Origin of the sequence: Vibrio rumoiensis, from assembly GCF_002218045.2 — a bacterium.
GTDB lineage: Bacteria > Pseudomonadota > Gammaproteobacteria > Enterobacterales > Vibrionaceae > Vibrio > Vibrio rumoiensis.
The window spans coordinates 1,388,795-1,406,252 of record NZ_AP018685.1 but is presented as its reverse complement, the minus strand read 5'-3'; the positions used below and the strand labels follow the sequence as shown (position 1 = coordinate 1,406,252).

Annotated in this window: 15 protein-coding genes, 1 tRNA gene and 3 pseudogenes; 8 read left to right on the top strand and 11 right to left on the bottom strand. The window is 39.7% G+C overall.

The window, feature by feature from the left end:
- The first annotated feature begins 22 nt into the window (after positions 1-22).
- Positions 23-1,173 (top strand): IS3 family transposase gene (locus VRUMOI_RS06530; RefSeq protein ID WP_110410650.1). Its coding sequence is split into 2 segments (ribosomal slippage): positions 23-266 and positions 266-1,173, totalling 1,152 coding nucleotides; the frame shifts between segments, so codons are not numbered across the junction.
- 219 nt (positions 1,174-1,392) lie between these two features.
- Here the strand turns inward: VRUMOI_RS06530 and ppiC are convergent.
- From ppiC to VRUMOI_RS06500, 6 genes and pseudogenes are all read right to left on the bottom strand, one after another.
- Positions 1,393-1,671, bottom strand: coding sequence for a peptidylprolyl isomerase PpiC (gene ppiC / locus VRUMOI_RS06525; RefSeq protein ID WP_089139195.1), 279 nt, complete (start codon positions 1,669-1,671; stop codon positions 1,393-1,395).
- Between the two features lie 83 nt (positions 1,672-1,754).
- Positions 1,755-2,438 carry a MaoC family dehydratase gene (locus VRUMOI_RS06520; RefSeq protein ID WP_089139196.1) on the bottom strand — a complete coding sequence of 228 codons (684 nt, stop codon included), beginning with the start codon at positions 2,436-2,438 and terminating at the stop codon, positions 1,755-1,757.
- A gap of 365 nt (positions 2,439-2,803) precedes the next feature.
- A pseudogene (locus VRUMOI_RS06515) lies at positions 2,804-4,455 on the bottom strand (choice-of-anchor I family protein).
- 255 nt (positions 4,456-4,710) lie between these two features.
- A tRNA-Leu gene (locus VRUMOI_RS06510) sits at positions 4,711-4,797 on the bottom strand.
- 234 nt (positions 4,798-5,031) lie between these two features.
- Positions 5,032-6,480: an ATPase RavA stimulator ViaA gene (gene viaA / locus VRUMOI_RS06505; protein ID WP_089139197.1), complete on the bottom strand. Its 1,449-nt coding sequence runs from the start codon at positions 6,478-6,480 to the stop codon at positions 5,032-5,034.
- 12 nt (positions 6,481-6,492) lie between these two features.
- Positions 6,493-8,154: an ATPase RavA domain-containing protein gene (locus VRUMOI_RS06500; RefSeq protein WP_089139198.1), complete on the bottom strand. Its 1,662-nt coding sequence runs from the start codon at positions 8,152-8,154 to the stop codon at positions 6,493-6,495.
- Between the two features lie 201 nt (positions 8,155-8,355).
- Here VRUMOI_RS06500 and VRUMOI_RS06495 point away from each other — a divergent pair, with 201 nt between their 5' ends.
- The 3 genes from VRUMOI_RS06495 to VRUMOI_RS06485 all read left to right on the top strand — a co-directional run bounded on the left by VRUMOI_RS06495 (position 8,356) and on the right by VRUMOI_RS06485 (position 10,848).
- On the top strand, positions 8,356-8,880 hold the full coding sequence (locus VRUMOI_RS06495) for an NUDIX hydrolase (RefSeq protein ID WP_089139199.1): 525 nt from the start codon (positions 8,356-8,358) through the stop codon (positions 8,878-8,880).
- A gap of 26 nt (positions 8,881-8,906) precedes the next feature.
- Positions 8,907-9,917, top strand: coding sequence for a low-specificity L-threonine aldolase (ltaE, locus tag VRUMOI_RS06490; RefSeq protein ID WP_089139200.1), 1,011 nt, complete (start codon positions 8,907-8,909; stop codon positions 9,915-9,917).
- A gap of 214 nt (positions 9,918-10,131) precedes the next feature.
- The gene (locus VRUMOI_RS06485; protein WP_162598347.1) at positions 10,132-10,848 is read left to right on the top strand and encodes a TetR/AcrR family transcriptional regulator; all 717 of its coding nucleotides are present in this window, start codon (positions 10,132-10,134) and stop codon (positions 10,846-10,848) included.
- 6 nt (positions 10,849-10,854) lie between these two features.
- On the opposite strand, the gene VRUMOI_RS06480 is transcribed toward VRUMOI_RS06485, so the two are convergent.
- Positions 10,855-12,123: a DEAD/DEAH box helicase gene (locus VRUMOI_RS06480; protein WP_089139202.1), complete on the bottom strand. Its 1,269-nt coding sequence runs from the start codon at positions 12,121-12,123 to the stop codon at positions 10,855-10,857.
- Positions 12,124-12,190: 67 nt separating this feature from the next.
- Positions 12,191-12,784, bottom strand: a complete 594-nt coding sequence (locus tag VRUMOI_RS06475) for an acyl carrier protein phosphodiesterase (protein ID WP_089139203.1) — start codon at positions 12,782-12,784, stop codon at positions 12,191-12,193.
- Between the two features lie 254 nt (positions 12,785-13,038).
- On the opposite strand from VRUMOI_RS06475, the gene VRUMOI_RS06470 reads away from it, so the two are divergent.
- Positions 13,039-13,248 (top strand): hypothetical protein, encoded by a 210-nt coding sequence (locus tag VRUMOI_RS06470; RefSeq protein WP_089139204.1) that lies wholly within the window; start codon positions 13,039-13,041, stop codon positions 13,246-13,248.
- A 57-nt stretch (positions 13,249-13,305) separates the two neighbouring features.
- Here the strand turns inward: VRUMOI_RS06470 and yieH are convergent, their stop codons facing one another.
- A complete protein-coding gene (gene yieH, locus VRUMOI_RS06465; RefSeq protein ID WP_089139205.1) occupies positions 13,306-13,959 on the bottom strand; it encodes a 6-phosphogluconate phosphatase in 654 nt (217 codons plus the stop codon).
- Positions 13,960-14,086: 127 nt separating this feature from the next.
- Positions 14,087-14,614 (bottom strand): flavodoxin, encoded by a 528-nt coding sequence (locus VRUMOI_RS06460; RefSeq protein ID WP_089139206.1) that lies wholly within the window; start codon positions 14,612-14,614, stop codon positions 14,087-14,089.
- A 254-nt stretch (positions 14,615-14,868) separates the two neighbouring features.
- On the opposite strand from VRUMOI_RS06460, the gene VRUMOI_RS06455 reads away from it, so the two are divergent.
- Positions 14,869-15,369, top strand: coding sequence for a CreA family protein (locus tag VRUMOI_RS06455; RefSeq protein ID WP_089139207.1), 501 nt, complete (start codon positions 14,869-14,871; stop codon positions 15,367-15,369).
- Between the two features lie 38 nt (positions 15,370-15,407).
- Here the strand turns inward: VRUMOI_RS06455 and VRUMOI_RS06450 are convergent, their stop codons facing one another.
- Complete coding sequence (locus tag VRUMOI_RS06450) at positions 15,408-16,247, bottom strand: S1 family peptidase (RefSeq protein ID WP_089139208.1); 840 nt, start codon at positions 16,245-16,247, stop codon at positions 15,408-15,410.
- Positions 16,248-16,325: 78 nt separating this feature from the next.
- Between VRUMOI_RS06450 and VRUMOI_RS19710 the strand changes: the two are divergent.
- Together VRUMOI_RS19710 and VRUMOI_RS06445 are read left to right on the top strand one after the other, a co-directional pair.
- Positions 16,326-16,458, top strand: a pseudogene (locus VRUMOI_RS19710) (helix-turn-helix domain-containing protein); the annotation flags it as partial.
- 32 nt (positions 16,459-16,490) lie between these two features.
- A pseudogene (locus tag VRUMOI_RS06445) lies at positions 16,491-17,272 on the top strand (IS30 family transposase); the annotation flags it as partial.
- Between the last annotated feature and the right edge of the window lie 186 nt (positions 17,273-17,458).

The following is a 17,458-nucleotide window of genomic DNA, read 5'->3' as shown; positions in this document are numbered from 1 at the left end:
ACAATCACTAACGAGGTGAACCATGACAAGCAAGAAAAAACGTATTATCCATTCCCCTGAATTTAAAGCAGAAGCCCTGAAGCTAGCAGAGAAAGTGGGAGTAGCTGCGGCAGCGAGACAACTGTCGTTACACGAATCCCAGATCTATGGTTGGCGTAAGTCAGCTAAGAGCGACACCAGCACCAGTCAGCGGGAAAAAGATCTAGCCGCTGAAGTTGCCAAACTCAAACGACAATTGGCTGAGCAAGCTGAAGAGCTAGATATAGTAAAAAAGGCCGCCACCTACTTCGCGAAAAACCTAAAGTAGATTGCTACGAATTTATGCTCGAACACCTGCTGTGCTTCAGAGTTGCCCGCATGGCTAAGGTGTTCGGTGTTTCACGAAGTGGGTTTTATTACTGGATTAAGCATCGCCACAAGGCCATCCAGCGCGAGGTAACTCGCCAAGAGCTTGATACGAAGGTCAAAGAGGCTTTTGATAATAGCAAAGGTCGTGATGGCTCAAGGCGCATCCAGAAAGAGCTGGCTGAGACCGGTGATAGCCGTAATGTTAAAACCATTGCCGCCAGTATGAAGCGGCAGGATTTAACGCCGAAAGCGGCACGTAAGTTTAAGTGTACGACGGACAGCAAACATAAAATGCCAGTTGCTCCGAACCTGCTGGCTCAGGATTTTAAGGCAGAGGCTCCGAATCAAAAGTGGGCGGGAGACATCACCTATGTTGCGACAAGCGAAGGCTGGCTGTATTTGGCGGTAATCATTGACCTTTATTCCAGGCAAGTAGTCGGTTGGTCTATGGATACCAGAATGACGGCAACTCTGGTTTGCGATGCGTTATCAATGGCCTTGTTCCGTCGAGGGTTCCCTGAGCAGGTTATCGTTCATAGTGACCGAGGTAGTCAGTACTGCTCAAAAGATTATCGAGACATCATAACTGCTTATAATCTAAAGCAAAGTATGAGTAGGAAAGGAAACTGCTGGGATAATGCTTGTGTTGAGAGCTTCTTCCATTCATTGAAAGTTGAAGCGATCCAGTATGAGCCGATCATGACGCGAGACGAGATGCGCCAAACGATCTTTGAATACATAGAGGTTGATTATAATCGGACAAGAAGGCACAGTGCTCTTGGGTATCTAAGCCCAGTTAACTTTGAAAATCAAAATGTCGCTTAATGAAGTGTCCAGTCTGGCTGGAGCAGATCAACTTTCTAGGCATGCCTGCTCCAATGATTCCGGCTGCTTAGTTAAACATTAAACGGTTATTCATATTATTGCTAAGCATCAAAATAAAAAAAGAGTTCACTTTAAGTCGTGAACTCTTTTTTTATGGATTCTTTAAATTTCTTTATAAATCAGCCATTAAAGCCTATTCTTCCTACTGGGAAGTGTAATCTAAGTGCGGTATAACACCTTAACGATATGCCAGCCAAACTTAGTTTTAACTAAATGTGGCGTGATTAACTCACCACTAAAACATACTTTATCAAATGCTGGAACCATAGCACCTTTAGGAAACTCACCTAAGTCGCCGCCTTTTTTACCTGAAGGACACGTTGAGTATTTCTTGGCTAATGCTTGAAATTTGGCGCCTTTTTTGAGCTGTTGTAAAATATCTTGGGCTTGAGATTCATGTTTAACTAAGATATGTAGCGCTGCGGCGGTACGTGCCATATTGTCCTCTCTTTACAAAAAAATAGCGCTAATATTATAGCGCTATATTTAAAATTTATTCGTTCAAAATGAATGTATTTGGGTTAGAAGTATAGGCGAATAACCGATACCACTACGCAACCAGGTCGGCGTACACCGTCAATTTCAACTTTCACTTCACGTTCAATTTCAAGGCCACGCTTAATCGGCGTAACCTTTAAAAGCTTACTACGAGCACGAATGTTATTGCCTGCTTTTACTGGATATGGAAAACGAACTTCGTTAAGACCAACATTCACGGTCATTTTAGCTGTCGGGAATGGTGGATTATCTTCATCAACGCTGTCAGTTAAACGAGAGAGTAATGATAATGTTAAGAAGCCGTGCGCAATAGTGGTTTTAAAAGGTGACTCTGTTGCGGCACGATCCGCATCAGTGTGTATCCATTGCATATCTTCTGTTACTTGGCCAAATGCGTTTATACGGTCTTGGTCAACAGTTAACCAATCACCAACATGGATTTCTTGGCCAATTTTTTCACTTAGTTCTTGATATAATGCGTCTGCTTCCGGTGATAATTCAATGTTAGGTACTGGTGACAATACCACTTCTTCATTGACAGCCGGGGTTTGATGATCTTTAAGCCAAGGAAATATTTGTTGAGAATTTGCACGATTAATAAAATCAGCCCAGTATTCTCTCAATACTGGCGACATCAAATCTTTCAATTCAAATTGATGTTTCGCTAAAGAATCTGTTTTGTGCTTGATAATATCAACGACTTTCATGATCAGCCTTTGCCCTATAAGATGTTAGAAGAACTCTTACCAGTTGTTCACTAAACGATAATTTTGAACCAGTTCACATATCTGTGCAAATACTTTCGAGCGTACAGCTGTATGGCTTTTACATTGGAATCATTAAAAATCAATAGCTTATCTTTATTTTGTTATATTGCAATTTATTATTAACTTGACACTATTCTGACTTTAAAATGGCTTTTCGCTCAAATATTGAAAGCTGAATGATTGAATATTAATGACCCTATTCATATATTGGCTACTTTTTAATATTTTTCAAAGTTATTGGTTAAAAAAAAAGCCTTGTTTGTCACAAACAAGGCTTAGTTATATCTCTTAATTTATGGATGTTTTTATTTCAATTGATATACCGATACGGTACCACTCACTTCATTTGCAACCAATAATAGTGCGTTATTCGTTGGGCTTTCTTCTGCACTTACGAATCGCATACCTTCAGGAGCTAAATCTCCAGCTTGAATATATTCGCCTTTTAACGTAACTGGATCAGTAGAATCATCAATTTCAAATTTAGTGGATAGATCACGGTTGAGTTGATAATCAATAAACTTAGATTGTTTTGGTTGGCTAATATCATAAACCATGATGCCTCCCATGCGTTCTAAGCCGATAAAGGCGTATGTTTTACCATTTACATCTCCCAACGCAAGTGCCTCAGGCTCTGAGCCTTTATCATCTGAGCGATTATCTTTATTATTTTCCGCTTCATCGGTATTAAATCCTTCTGGGTAACGTTCAGCAAGTACTTTGGCAAATTCATTACCACTATCAAAAACTTGTTGTCCATGTTCATCCCAAATAGAAAATGAGCGAGCGCCAAATGTGACAATTTTTTCATATTGACCATCACCGTCCTCATCCCCCATTGTTGTGGTGACTTTTAACCGACCCAGTTCTTTTTTGCTCATATGCTCTTTCGCTGGGTTATTCGCTGATAGAAGCAATTTACCTGCTCTTGTCTCTTCACTATAAGCTAGACAGCCATCATCTTTATCAAACTCTTTGCCTCCCGCATTTAAGCAAGCCTGCTTATCATTCGCTTGAAACCACCAATCGCGAGAGTCACCTTCATTTGCCGTGACAGTGTAATGTTTACCATTGATCGTATAGCTATGAATCGTATCAGGTTGATATAAACCATAAACCCCCTGCCATTCATGAATATTGACACCTTTATCTTTATCGCTAGCATCAATTCCATTTCCAACTTGACCAAAATCTTTCAGGCCAAGTGGATAAATCCCATCAATATTGTGATTTTTTAAATCTACTTTGGCTAAAGCATTATTTTCTTGCAATGAAACCCATGCATAACGGTTATCATCCGTTACGGTAACGTACTCGGGTTCAATATCTTGAGATAGTGAATGCCCTTCAGGACTAGCATATTTAAAACCTTGTTTAATGAGTTGCTCTTTTTGGCTTTCAAATTTATCAAACATAAGCAGCACTGCTACATCGTCAGGTACATTGCTCGTTAGATTAATAATGCCAATGCTACCAACGGGATCATACTGATAATCTGCGGTTGGCTCCCTTCATTAGCAACAATCACTTTTGTGCCATCGGGGGTGAATGTCACCATATCTGGCAAAGCACCAACTTGTACTGCTTTGACGAATTTAGTTTGATCTTGTTTGATGCTATAAAACAGTACCACGCCGTTTTCTTGTTTTACCTTATTGCCAACGGCAATGGCTAACCAATCATCGTGAATAGTCAATGAATTGGCGATACCCAGTTGTATGCTTTGGTGATCTGTTGTCACCACTTCTTTTGGTAGTGTAAGTTGAACCGCAGTTAAAGTATTTGCAGTATAAGGATGTGCAATTGCTGTTGTTGATAAGTGAGCAAGCTTGATAATATCGATACGGTTTTTAGCGCCATTAACAACATAAGCGGATTGAGTATTTTGGTGATAATCGACGATTTCAGCCCCTGCTTCACCATAAATTCCCGTTTGATAGCGTCCCACAAGATCCATAGTGAGAGCATAGGTAGGGAAAGCTGCTGATATGTTGAGTGCAAATACGGATAGTGCTGGTACTAACTTAAGTTTCATTTTGTCTCCATCGTCCATGAATATAAAACGGCATAGTCTCGATTGTTCTTGAAGTTAAAATGACAGATATATTGCGATTGTATTACGTTTCACAAAACTTAGAGGTGGAGTATTAGAAAATGAAGATATTGAGGAAACAAAAAAGGCTTACCGAAAATGGTAAGCCTTTAATATAGATGGTGCCCCGGGCCGGACTTGAACCGGCACAGCGCGAACGCCGAGGGATTTTAAATCCCTTGTGTCTACCAATTCCACCACCAGGGCACGCAATTCTTTGCGATGCACCTAACCTATTGAAAGTTAGACACCATCTTAAACACAGCATTTGCTATATTTTTTATTTGGTTTAATTAATCAGTGAACAATCAACTGCTTAATCAATGAATGCTACTTTACTTGACTGAGCGATTGAGTCAACTAGAAATTCATCACTTTTAGTTTAATTGCTCAAAAATCAGACCAAATGCAATAAAACCATAGTTAATCCCTTCGCTATCCTTACTTTTTCTTCACAAATCGTTGTCCTAAGTTCGGTGTATAAGACCATACGTGGTCAAAAATGTGCATCAATTCTGGATTTCCATACTTTGATAAACTAATGGCATGGAAACGGTTATTTTTCTGCTTTAAGGCATCGACTTGCTTAATCATTTCTTTTGACTGTTTTGGTGCAATGAAATCTGACAAAATAACAAGGTCTGCATGTTGATAGCGCTCTCCCTGCATTTGCTTCATTGCTGCAGTAATTGCTGGTTCTAGATCCGTACCACCATGAAAAGTATAAGAAAGAAAGTCACTCGCCTCCCTTAACCCATCTTGTTTTGTTAACTGATAGGTAACATAATCTGTTGAGAATAGAACCACATAACAGTCTCTATTTTCAGCCAAGGCTATTTGCATTAGAGCAAAAGCTATCGCCTTAACGCACTGTTCAGGAAACCCTCGCATAGAGCCTGAAGCATCCACACAGATAATAAATGGACCGGTGTCATTTTCCGCTTTAGCTGGAACCGGTTCCATTGCGGTGACTTTTTTCGAGGAATGTGCCTTACCTTCCATTTGATAATTCATTAACCGCTTATCAATTAAGTGCTTATAAAATACAACTTCTAACTCTGGATATGTAAGAAATAGCAGCTCATTAGGTAGTAGTTTATTCAAATCATCACTTTCATGAATACCGACAATATCATCCGTCGCTTGTAGAGAAACTTCTTCGTCAAATTGAATGCCCTGGCTATAACTCGGTGGCTCATTTGGATCCAGTTGGTTTGCCATTCGGCCAAGTTGCTCTGCAATCTCTTTTAGCTTCGGGTGTTTATTTAAAAAATCGGCTTGTGATTTCATGACGGACCAATCGCTTTTTGACAAACTCACATTGGTCATATCCCACATTCGTCCAGCAATCGCACCTGGATCTTCATCAGGGGCAAGTTGATCCATTTGTTTAATGTTTTCTAGGCGTTTACGTAATTGTTCCAATTCCCTTTTCTTTTCCGCTTCAAGCTGAGATTCTTGAATTTTTTTTACATGACTCGTTATGCTTTTATACCATTGTTGACAAAAATAATGCGGCAACATTGGATTTAGCTTTGCGTTTGTTGCGGTTACAATCTTTTGTGCTTCTGGATAAAACTCTGAACAAGTTTGCAATTGCTCTATCAGACCATCCACTTTCATTAGAAATTCAGCTTCAGTCCAATGAATGACCTCTTGATATAAAGTCAGCTCTTGTTTTAATTCTTGAGTATGAGGTAGGTTATCCATTTTTGCGGAGACCTTACTCTTCCAACGTTTCAATTGGGATTTGACCAAACTGCGCACACTTTTGTTCTCCTCAACAAGCGGTAATAGTTGAGAACGGCCCATTAAATCTTGTAACGCTACCTCAATCATTTCCGCATCAGCAAGTAAAACAGCAATGTCTAAAGCATCAATTCCCAGCATGATAATCACTCATTATTCAAACGCTTCTTTCAAACGGTGTACTTGTTCCATCGCATCATTAGTTTGTTGCTTAATCGCATCGGTTAATTGATTAAGCTCTTGTAGACTGGATTCAATTTTCAGCAATACCGCTTTATCTAAAAAGATATGAGGTAAGCTCGAATGGAATTCTTCGCGAGCTTTACGAACATCAAATTCAAGACTAGTGAGCGCTTTGATTACCGACTCGGTAGTGGTTTGCCATTGCGTTAATACATCTTGATCAAAGCCATGTTCAGTCGCTAGCGTGACAGCGATGCCTCGATTAGCGATATCTTTAATTACAAAGTGTTGCTCGACATCGACCTCAAATCTAAAGCGACACAAGTTTGTTTTCTTATTCACAAACCCGTAAGCATCGCCACCACCATCTTTGATGACTTGTTCTAGCTCTTTGTATGGAATGTAAACCCAGCGACTATCACCGGTATCATGATCCGTCACCGACATGTTCGCTTGTAACAAAACCAATTTAACCAAGTCAGATGTATTCCCTACCCGATAACGTTTCGCTTTGGATAAATCATATTGATAAATATTTTTACGGCGAATCGTTCCTTCTACATCTGAAGATAAAGACATTGCAAAACGTTGCACTATCGAAGAATCAAGCTCACCTAGTTTGCTTTGATTTTGTTCTATCTGAAGGCGTAAATTACTTTGATGATAAGCTTGTTCAGTGGCGAACTCTGAAATACATTCACGGACAATTAAACGAGATTGAGGAGAGTTCCATAAGCAGTCTTGTAATAGCAGGAGATCGAGTGCGTTAATACTATCTCGGCCGTTAAAGTAAGCACTGGCCTTTAGTAATTTAACCGCTTTTTTCCAGCGTCGATCTGATACATATAAATCGCTTTCAGCGGTGACAGTCGCAGAGGCTTGTTCTTTTGCTTCAATCTTAGATTTTAAATAATAAAGTTGCTCAAAAGTAGCCTCAGATAACTCGAGCTGATCAAGCTCCGTTAACCATCGATAATATTCTTCATCTTTGATCGCTAGCCCTTCAGGTACTTTTGCTTCTTGAGGTGTACCTACGGTTAACATCGAATGAAAATTTTGTTTGTTTTGAATACGATTAACAAAAACACGAACTAGCATTCGATCATAGAGTGCTTCTAAGCCACTATCTTCACTTGGTAACTCGTTTGATGCCGTAATTAATAAACGCATTGGAACTGGCTCTACATCACTGCCATTTTTAAAGGTTTTCTCGTTGACGACCGTGAGTAGCGTATTCAATATCGCGGGTCCAGCTTTCCAAATCTCATCTAAAAACACCACTTGAGAAGTCGGTAAATAGCCGTCAGTTAAGCGAACGTAGCGTCCGTTATCTTTTAATTCCTGAATACTTAGTGGACCAAATACTTCTTCTGGTGTCGAAAATCGAGTCATTAAGTATTCAAAATAGCTGTTACTTTCAAAAGCCTGAATAAGTCGTTTGGCTATCAGGCTTTTCGCGATGCCAGGAGGGCCAAGTAAAAATACACTTTCTCCAGATAATGCTGCCAGCAAACATAACTTAATCGTATCTTCTCGCTCATAGACGCCGTCAGATAGCGCTTGAACTAATTTATTGATCCTTTCTGATAGTAATGAGCGTTCGGATGATGTTCTTTTATTTGCGCTTTCCATGCATACCTCTTCTAAATACTTCTTTAGCAACACTTTGTCTTATTTTGACTTAAAGATGAATCATTTTTTTATTATGGATCAATTAGCTTATTCATTTTAATGAAGATTTACACACTATAGACAGTGTAATCCATCAATCCTTTTGGTAACCTGAATTTAATCTCACAAGCTCAACATACCGACCCATTAAGAGTAATCATTATGAGCCATACTGTTTTACATCGTTGGAAAAACATTCAACTAGCGGAGATCGATGTTGCTCTGCCGAATGGTAAATCAATTAGGCACACGACCATTATTCATCCTGGCGCAGCGGTCATTTTGCCTATTACCGAAGACGGTAAGATTTTATTACTTAGGCAATTTCGTCCATCATTAAATAAGTGGATTTTAGAACTCCCCGCAGGCACTATTGAAACAAATGAGGCACCCATTGATTGTGCAATGAGAGAGCTTATCGAAGAAACTGGATATGGTGCAAAACGCTTTGAACCATTAGGTCAGTGCTCTCCTCTCGCGGGTTTCTGCGATGAGATTCAACATTTATTTGTCGCAACAGATTTATATCCAAATCATTCATTGTCACTAGATGACGATGAGATTATTGATGTCATTAAAGTCTCTTTAAGTGAGATAGAGAATTGGATTCGAAACGATGAAATTACGGATGGGAAAACCATTGCTTGCTTAAGTAAGGCAAAGTTATGTGGATTTTTAACCGAATAATCATTAATTACTGATAAGGAAAGTACATGGATTTTCGTTCAGATACCGTCACCCAACCAACAGAAGCAATGCGTATTGCGATGGCAAATGCGATTGTTGGAGATGATGTTTATGGAGATGACCCTACCATTAATGCCTTAGAAAAGTGGGCAGCAGAGCATCATGGGTTTGAAGCTGCCATTTTTACCAGCTCAGGTACCCAAGCCAATTTGCTCGGTTTAATGTCTCATTGTGGACGTGGTGATGAATACTTATGTGGTCAACAAGCTCATAACTATAAATTTGAAGGTGGTGGTGCTGCGGTACTCGGCTCAATTCAGCCTCAACCTATCCAAAATGAACCCGATGGCACACTGTGTTTTAAAAAACTCGAACAAGCCATTAAGCCGGATGATATACATTTTGCTCAAACCAAGTTATTAAGCTTAGAAAATACCATTAATGGTAAAGTGTTGCCTTTGGATTATTTACGCCAAGCGCGTGAGTTTACTCAACGTCATCACTTGCAGTTGCATTTAGATGGTGCGCGCGTTTATAACGCTGCTGTGGCATTAAACGTTGATATTAAAGAGATTGCTTGTCATTTTGACTCCATGACGATTTGTCTATCAAAAGGCCTTTCCGCTCCAGTTGGTTCTTTGTTATTGGGAACAAAAGAATTGATCACCAAAGCTCGCCGTATTCGTAAGATGCTCGGCGGTGGTATGCGTCAAGCCGGCATCTTGGCAGCGGCAGGCAAAATTGCACTAACTGAACAAGTTAATCGTCTACAAACCGATCACGATAATGCCAAAAGACTCGCCAATGGGTTATCGCAGATTGATGGCTTTGATATTAATGTCGAGCATGTTCAAACTAATATTGTGTTTGTAAAGCTCGCCCCTCATATTGATTCCACCGCGCTGCAAGCTCAATTAAAACAACAAGGTATCCTTATCGGTTCTGGTAACCCGCTTCGCTTTGTATTGCATAATGATGTGGAAGCCAACGATGTCGATATATTGATTGAGCAGATTCAGAGTTTTGTCCGCGGTTAACACCAAGATATAACAAGAAAATTGAACACTTAATTGGAAAGTTGGTAGCAATTGCTATCAGCTTTTTTTAATCAATCATTCCATTCAAATATATGACGAAAATCAAACCTAATAAGCAAATAGCGCAAGAATTTTTTTGCGTATATGTTTATACTGCTTAGATAAGACACCAGTATTATTTACTGAACGATAACTCATTGATGTTGGTAATATATTGAACTCGGTAGCAGAAAAAAAACAAGGCCGGCGCAGCGCTAAAGAAGCCGAACTGACCAAAAAAGAAATTTTGAAAGTATCCGCGCAGCTATTCTGTCAGCACGGATATAAAAAAGTGTCACTCCGCCAAATTAGTGAGCAAGCGGGCGTCTCACATAGTTTGTTACGTTACCACTTTGGAAGCAAAGAAAAAATCTGGCAGCATATAAGTGACCATATTTATCAATATTTTCAAGACTACTTCCAATATATTATTGACTCACTGCCTCAAAACTTACCAGCTAATGTTCAGCTTTATATGCTTATGAACCGTGTTTTAGCATGTAGTTTAAATGATTCACGAGCGATCACTTTTCTTGCGGATGCCGTTCGACAAGAAAAGAAAATGGTCAACTATTTTCTAGAACCAAGTAGAAAAAACAACCAACTTATTGATGGGTTAATCCAAGCTTTTAAACAAGAACATCCTGAGTCGCTTCTCACGGCTAAGACTTTACGTTGGCAAGCTTCGATGTACTCTCATGCAGCAAGTACACTCGATCCTTTAATGTTGCATGCCTTTGAATGTGATGACCGAAAAGTGGCGATTTTTTCCCATTGGAAGCAGTTCAGCCAATTACTCGCAATCCAGCTGCATATTGCACAAGAGTATATTGAAACACCAAACTGCTTAGAGGATATGATTGTCACACCACCTGTCGAATCAACTAGGTAGCATCGGCTACCTACGTTTACCTCTTGAAGCATGTATGTTTAGTTTCGCTTTTAGTTTTCGTTTTTCAGAAGAGCGACTACGGCGTTTGGGTTGAGTTTCCTCTTCTTCAAATGTCGGCTCATAACCCGGAAGCCATTGTTGAGGTAGACGAGTATCCAGCAAGGTTTCAATAGCATCTAATAAATATTGTTCTTGCGGACACATTAAAGAGATTGCTTGCCCTTTTTGTCCAGCTCGACCCGTTCGACCAATTCGATGAACATAATCTTCAGCTTGAAATGGCAATTCATAATTCACTACATGTGGCAGTTGATGAATATCTAATCCTCGCGCGGCAACATCAGTAGCAATCAGTGCCCTTATTTTTCCGGACTTAAAATCATCTAATGCTTTTTGTCTAGCGCCTTGGCTTTTATCCCCATTAATTGAAGCGGCTTCGATCCCATCAAGCTTTAATTCTTTTGCAAGCACATCTGAGGTTTGTTTGGTCTTAGTAAACACAAGAACTTGTTGCCAGTTCCTAGAACCAATAAGAAAAGATAACAGTTCTCGTTTGCGAGATTTATTTACCGAATACACCATCTGTTCAACCGTATCAGCGGTGCTGTTTTCTGGCGTAATTTGGATCTCAACGGCATCATTGAGTAATTTATATGCCACTTCTCGAATTCGTTTTGTGAATGTGGCAGAGAAAAATAGTGTCTGCTTCTCTTGGTTCATTCTGCGCAAAATTCGTTGTAAATCGGGCATAAACCCCATATCCATCATACGATCTGCTTCATCTAATACTAATGTCTGAGTTTGCTGTAGATGTAAATTTCCAACAAACAGATGGTCGAGTAAACGACCAGGGGTTGCAATAACGATATCTGCACCTGAATGTAAATTTTTAGTCTGAACATTCATACTAGTGCCACCATAAACCACCACGATTTTTAGACCTTGATTATACGATTCCAGATTATCGTAAACCTGCTGTGCTAACTCTCGTGTGGGCGTCAAAATCAACGCTTTAACCGCCGCCCCTCTTTGCTTTTTCAGAAGTTGTTCTTCATCATCGAACACAATGGCACTATTGGCATCTAATAATGTTTGAATGATAGGCAAACCAAAAGCGGCAGTTTTTCCCGTTCCGGTCTGCGCACTCGCAAGCACATCCTTGCCTTGTAATACTTGAGGGATAGCTTGTTGTTGAATGTCTGTTGGAGTAGTAAACCCTAAGTTAGACAAGGTATTACAAATTTCCGCGGATAAACCTAAGCTTGAAAACGACATAGAGAAGCCTAATTACAATAAATGAAAATGAAACGCGATAAATCGGCAGATTCTACCAAATTAAAGCTTACTGTTGTTGATGTTTCTCTACCACTAATTTTGCATTAGTTAAGACATCCGGATAAAAGTGTAGGAAAGTATCTCTTAACTCAGAGTAATGCTTGAGCAATGTACTCCCACAATCGGCTAAAGGTCCCATTCTAGAACTTCGCTGTGACATCCTGTCAAGAGCATATAACGTGCTATTGATGTCTTGATAAGATATTAACCATTCTCCAGACCACATTGCATTCATAGTCGTTTGGTAACTGTCGGGCACAGTATAGTCTGCTAATTGACAGGCTGTTTTACAATAATGGGAAAAATCGGCGAGGGTTAACTTATGAAATGATGGCCATTCGCATGCTAGGCAATGATCCCAGAACATATCAAGTGCAATTGGCGAAAACCTTTTTAACTTCTCATTGAACAGCGATTTTTGCTGTAGTACTTGCGGATGTGTGTCCGTAAATTTATCTACAAATCTATGTAGACGAATACCATCAACAACGTGTTGAGGATATTTATTTTCTGGATTTCCTTTTACAAAGTCTCCTAATAAATTACCGACTAAATCACTTTGGTTATAATCCGCAATATGGAGGTGCGCTAGAAAATTCATATAGTGACCTTTAAGTTATGACGTTGCGCTTAGGCTACTGGTATGATCTGATTGTTAAATAAACATTTACATTCATAGTTAAGTATACTGTTATCCATAGTTTTGAGACATTCATCTTAATACAATGTAAATGATTGCCGAGATATCTTCTTTATACTGTAAACCGCTCGCTTTATTGCCGCGAATATAGATGAAACCTATGCATTAGAGCTTTGACCGCTCATACTATTTAAGAATGAAAGAGGGTTTATATAATGGATAAGAAGAACAACGATACCTTTCACAGTGATGATATTAACTGCTGCCCTATCTGCTCGAGTGATGAATTTCTATTATCAGAAGATCATGATTTAATTATTTGTGTCGATTGTGGGCCTATTCCAATTAAAAACGAAAATAGCTTAACTCTAATGACCCAACGGGATAGCCACCATTTTAAATCCATGACCACCACCCTACACTAACTTTAGCTGTTAAATCAGTCGATGACAGAAACTAAACCCAGCCAAGTGCGGTGATGATTAGCTAAACCACTTGGTTAATTCAGACAAACTTTGGATAGTACTCACCTGAGGGTGTTCAAAAATATTATCTGCGGTAGGTGAATAATAAACGGTCTTTAACCCGGCATTAATACCCGCGTAAACTCCATTTTCGGTATCATCAACAAACAAACACTCTTCAAGTAAAAAGCCCATTTGCATCGCAGTGAAAAGTAAAAGATCGGGTTCTGGCTTCCAGCTATTAATGTCAAAGGCACTAAAAATTTTATTTTCAAAGAGTGGCAACATGCCTGTTAATGCCAGTGAGTGCTGCATTTTACTCTGTGGGCCGTTGGATGCAACACAAACAGAGATGCCCTGCTGAATCAGATGTTCAACGGTTTCTTTTGCATATGGGATAGGTTTAAGTTGTTCATCAAACAGTTGGCTCATTTGCTCACGATAACGTGGTTCCAATACTTCCATTGGAATCGTTAAGCCAACACGGTCACTGGTTTCTTTCAATATATCGAACATTTTTCCGCCTTGGAAATTGGCCATACATTGCTCAAAACTAATATCAGCTCCGTAGCTGGCAAACACTTTTACAAGCGCTTGGCAGCATAAACTTTCGCTATCGACGAGAGTCCCATCACAGTCAAAGATGACACATTTGATCTTACCTGTATCCATCATCACACCTGTCAGTTTTTTTCTTCTACTTCCAGTGTCGATGTTTATAGTAAAAAGAACAGAATCGATGAGGTTTTGTGTTACCTGAAACAGTAAGAAAATTTAAAATTTATAACGAGATCACGATTTATATCCACTCAGGGTGAATAACCTTATTTATTATCAGTGATTTAGAGAGCAAGTATGAAAGAATATCCGAAACAAAACCTTGCTCATTAAAGGTACTTTGCCAATTTTTAGAAATAGTGATATCAGATAAAACCGCGAGGCTATTTTTTTGGTCAATGTGACAAATCAATGCAGAAACCGGTTCTCTCTCATGAAAACCTAAATAAAGTTGATAGTCATCATCAAGAATAATTTGAGTTAAAAACTCTATAATAAAGCGTTCATCTGCAGGAGTATCAGACCATAAGGAAGCTTGAATAATTGAAAACAAGATGGTCAAACGATGAAAATCGACCTCAATTACCTCTAAATCTCCTTTGGTTTTCAACAATGACTCAATGTTTGACTCAGTAAATGTTATGTCTTGTTGGGAAGCTAAATATAACTGTCGACCAATCAAGCTTTCTGGTGTCGGAAACTCCACATCAACTTGTTTAGATAACCAATTATTTTTATCCGAAATATAGCTTTCGATTTGAAATTGCATATTTTACCTCAGCGATATTGTTTATCGCTTTGAAAGCAAGAGTACGAGGTATCCTCGTGCGAATAGAGTCATCCTAACAGGTCAATGCCATAGGTGCTAGTTATCGGCCAGCTTGCTTAGGGCCCAACCCCTCGTTAATCCAACTCATTGAATTTATTTTTCATTACTTTCTAGTGGCTATGATAAACTTTAATCATACCGTATCACTATTATTGATATTGACCCCTTATTGATTCATTCCAAAGGAAAGGAACATGATAAAAAAACTTGCGCTTCTATCTATCATCACACTGTCGCTAACGGCTTGTGATAAAAATGAAGTGGGTGATGTCTCTTTAGGGATTTTCACAACAAAAGACATTAAGATTGAAGTTTTATCTGATCCGATTGTTACCGGCGTAACCTGTCATATTTCCAATGTAGAAGCGAATTTAGACTTTGCCGACCCTTCTGATATGGGAATCGCTTGTCGTCAAACTGGCGAAATTACCGCTGATATGATTGCGCAGATCGACAAATCAAAATCAGGTGAAGTCGTATTCAAGAAGTCGAAAAGTGTTCTCTTTAAAACGTTGAAAATTCGTCGTATTTTTGATCAAAGCTCACAAACACTACTCTACCTTTCATACAGTACTAAAGAGATTCAAGGAAGCTACAAACACAGTTTGTCTACGGTACCTCTTTGGAACACGAAAGCTTATAAAACGCCTGAGCAACTTGATGCTGAAAAATTAGCAGGTCAAGATAGCGAATAAGAATCGTCGAATAGAATCAAACACTATACGCCAGTCATCTATTGCTGGCGTTTTTTTATTGATTGAACTGGTGGTTTTCTAAATATTGCCAATAGCATCAGTAAGCCTCCCCATCCCCAACCGACACTTCCTCCGCTACTGCTATTGTTTGAGTTGGTATCTGGAACTTCTAGCTTGGTAACATCGTATTGCGGTTTAGTCGTGCCATTAAACACACCCGCTAACCAATCGCTGTAATCATATATTTCAGTATAAACGCTCTGAATCGCCACAGTGCTGTCACCACATTGCTTTGGCCCAAAACTAACAATACCAGCTTGATATAAGGTGCCATTATTTTCATATAATAGTGGTCCTCCTGAATCTCCACCACAAACCCCTGATTGCAAATCATTGACTACCTCTCCTGTTACACAAATTTGTGTATCTGAAATAGCGCCGCCAACAAATATTCCGTTGCATTGCTCAGGTTGGGCATATTCCACTTGCACCGCTTGCAAGGTATCGGAACTATCGTCATCAGGCCCAGTTTTACCATACCCAATGACAGAAAATTTTTGATTATCTACACGATAGCTTTCATCTGGTGCAAGATTGACGAAATTACGTGAAGATACGACGGTTTCTAAAACGGGAGAGGCTAACTTAATCAGTGCGATATCATTTTGAAAATTATCATTTGGCTTGAATGCTTTTGGATAATAAATTTCTGTCGCCGCATAAGTATTAGTGCGATTGAAAATATCATTTTGAATATTATCGACATTAAATACGACTTCTAAATTTTTAAACTCAGAGGGGGTATTAGTGTATAAACAATGAGCAGCCGTTAGAACATACTGTTCATTAACCCCGATTTCAGATAATAAGTGCGACATTCATGGAAAGGTGTAGAAGAGGAAGCCAACTGCTGAAAGTGGTACGCTCTTCTCTCCAAAGAAACAAGCAGTACTACCATGAATTATCAGCAGTTGACCGAGGGCAGAAGATACCAGATTTCTGCTCTTTTGGAACGGGGAATTTCGGTTTCTGAAATAGCCAAAACCGTTCAGTGCCATCGCTCTACGGTATATCGGGAGCTTAAACGCGGCCGCAAAGGCAGTCATTATTGCCCAAGCGAAGCTCAGGCATTCTCAATCAAAAAACGCACATCAGCGCGTAAATACAGAATACCAAAGGAGCGTGTTGATTTTATCCGCCTCCTTCTAGAAGCAGATTGGAGTCCAGAGCAGATTTCCAGTGTATTAAATAGAGTCGGTGCCGCTGTCAGTCATGAGTGGATCTACCGATTTGTTGCGCAGGATAAACGCTTGGGAGGCAAGTTATATCGCCACTTGAGGCAAGGTCACAAGCGGTATCGTCGCGGTAGAAAAGAGAAAGCGCCAGCGATCAAGAATGCTGTTTCTATCGATGATAGGCCAAGCATCGTTGACAGTAAGGAGCGATTGGGTGATTGGGAAATCGACACCGTATTAGGTAAACATGGCACTGGTGCTATGGTGACCATTTTAGAGCGTAAACTCGATTTTACGTGGTCAAGAAAGTGCCATCGAAGTCAGCAGATGATGTCACCCAAGCCACCATAGAGCTACTCATGCCTTATAAGGAACATGTCCATACCATCACGGCAGATAATGGGAGAGAGTTTGCAGGCCACGAAACCATCGCAAAGGCGTTGGAGGCTGATGTGTACTTTGCCCATCCTTATAGCTCTTGGGAGCGTGGAGCCAATGAGAATGCTAACGGGCTTTTAAGGCAATATGTGAAGAAAGGAACCGACTTAACAACGGTAACAGACAGCGATATTGAATTCGCTGTATCACGGATAAATTATCGCCCGAAAAAGTGTTTAGACTTCAAGCAACCAGCGATTGTCTTTAAAGAAATGGCATTGGCTGCTTGATATTGGAGAGTGTCGCACTTCGCAGTTGAATTCGGGACTAATGTACCACCACAAAAAGATTCCACACTATTTGAGGGTTCCGAGAGCCGATTAATGATTAATATTCCCATGTAGGGGTACGTAATCGTTGAAGCGGTATTACCATTAATAATATAAGGCGTAATATCCGTATTCCCCTCGGCATAA

What these genes read in the sequence shown, in the direction of transcription:
- ppiC (WP_089139195.1), bottom strand. Translation starts at nt 1,671, where the DNA reads ATGGCACGTACCGCCGCAGCGCTACATATCTTAGTTAAACATGAATCT.
- VRUMOI_RS06520 (WP_089139196.1), bottom strand. Translation starts at nt 2,438, where the DNA reads ATGAAAGTCGTTGATATTATCAAGCACAAAACAGATTCTTTAGCGAAA.
- viaA (WP_089139197.1), bottom strand. Translation starts at nt 6,480, where the DNA reads ATGCTGGGAATTGATGCTTTAGACATTGCTGTTTTACTTGCTGATGCG.
- VRUMOI_RS06500 (WP_089139198.1), bottom strand. Translation starts at nt 8,154, where the DNA reads ATGGAAAGCGCAAATAAAAGAACATCATCCGAACGCTCATTACTATCA.
- VRUMOI_RS06495 (WP_089139199.1), top strand. Translation starts at nt 8,356, where the DNA reads ATGAGCCATACTGTTTTACATCGTTGGAAAAACATTCAACTAGCGGAG.
- ltaE (WP_089139200.1), top strand. Translation starts at nt 8,907, where the DNA reads ATGGATTTTCGTTCAGATACCGTCACCCAACCAACAGAAGCAATGCGT.
- VRUMOI_RS06480 (WP_089139202.1), bottom strand. Translation starts at nt 12,123, where the DNA reads ATGTCGTTTTCAAGCTTAGGTTTATCCGCGGAAATTTGTAATACCTTG.
- VRUMOI_RS06475 (WP_089139203.1), bottom strand. Translation starts at nt 12,784, where the DNA reads ATGAATTTTCTAGCGCACCTCCATATTGCGGATTATAACCAAAGTGAT.
- VRUMOI_RS06470 (WP_089139204.1), top strand. Translation starts at nt 13,039, where the DNA reads ATGGATAAGAAGAACAACGATACCTTTCACAGTGATGATATTAACTGC.
- yieH (WP_089139205.1), bottom strand. Translation starts at nt 13,959, where the DNA reads ATGGATACAGGTAAGATCAAATGTGTCATCTTTGACTGTGATGGGACT.
- VRUMOI_RS06460 (WP_089139206.1), bottom strand. Translation starts at nt 14,614, where the DNA reads ATGCAATTTCAAATCGAAAGCTATATTTCGGATAAAAATAATTGGTTA.
- VRUMOI_RS06455 (WP_089139207.1), top strand. Translation starts at nt 14,869, where the DNA reads ATGATAAAAAAACTTGCGCTTCTATCTATCATCACACTGTCGCTAACG.
- VRUMOI_RS06450 (WP_089139208.1), bottom strand. Translation starts at nt 16,247, where the DNA reads ATGTCGCACTTATTATCTGAAATCGGGGTTAATGAACAGTATGTTCTA.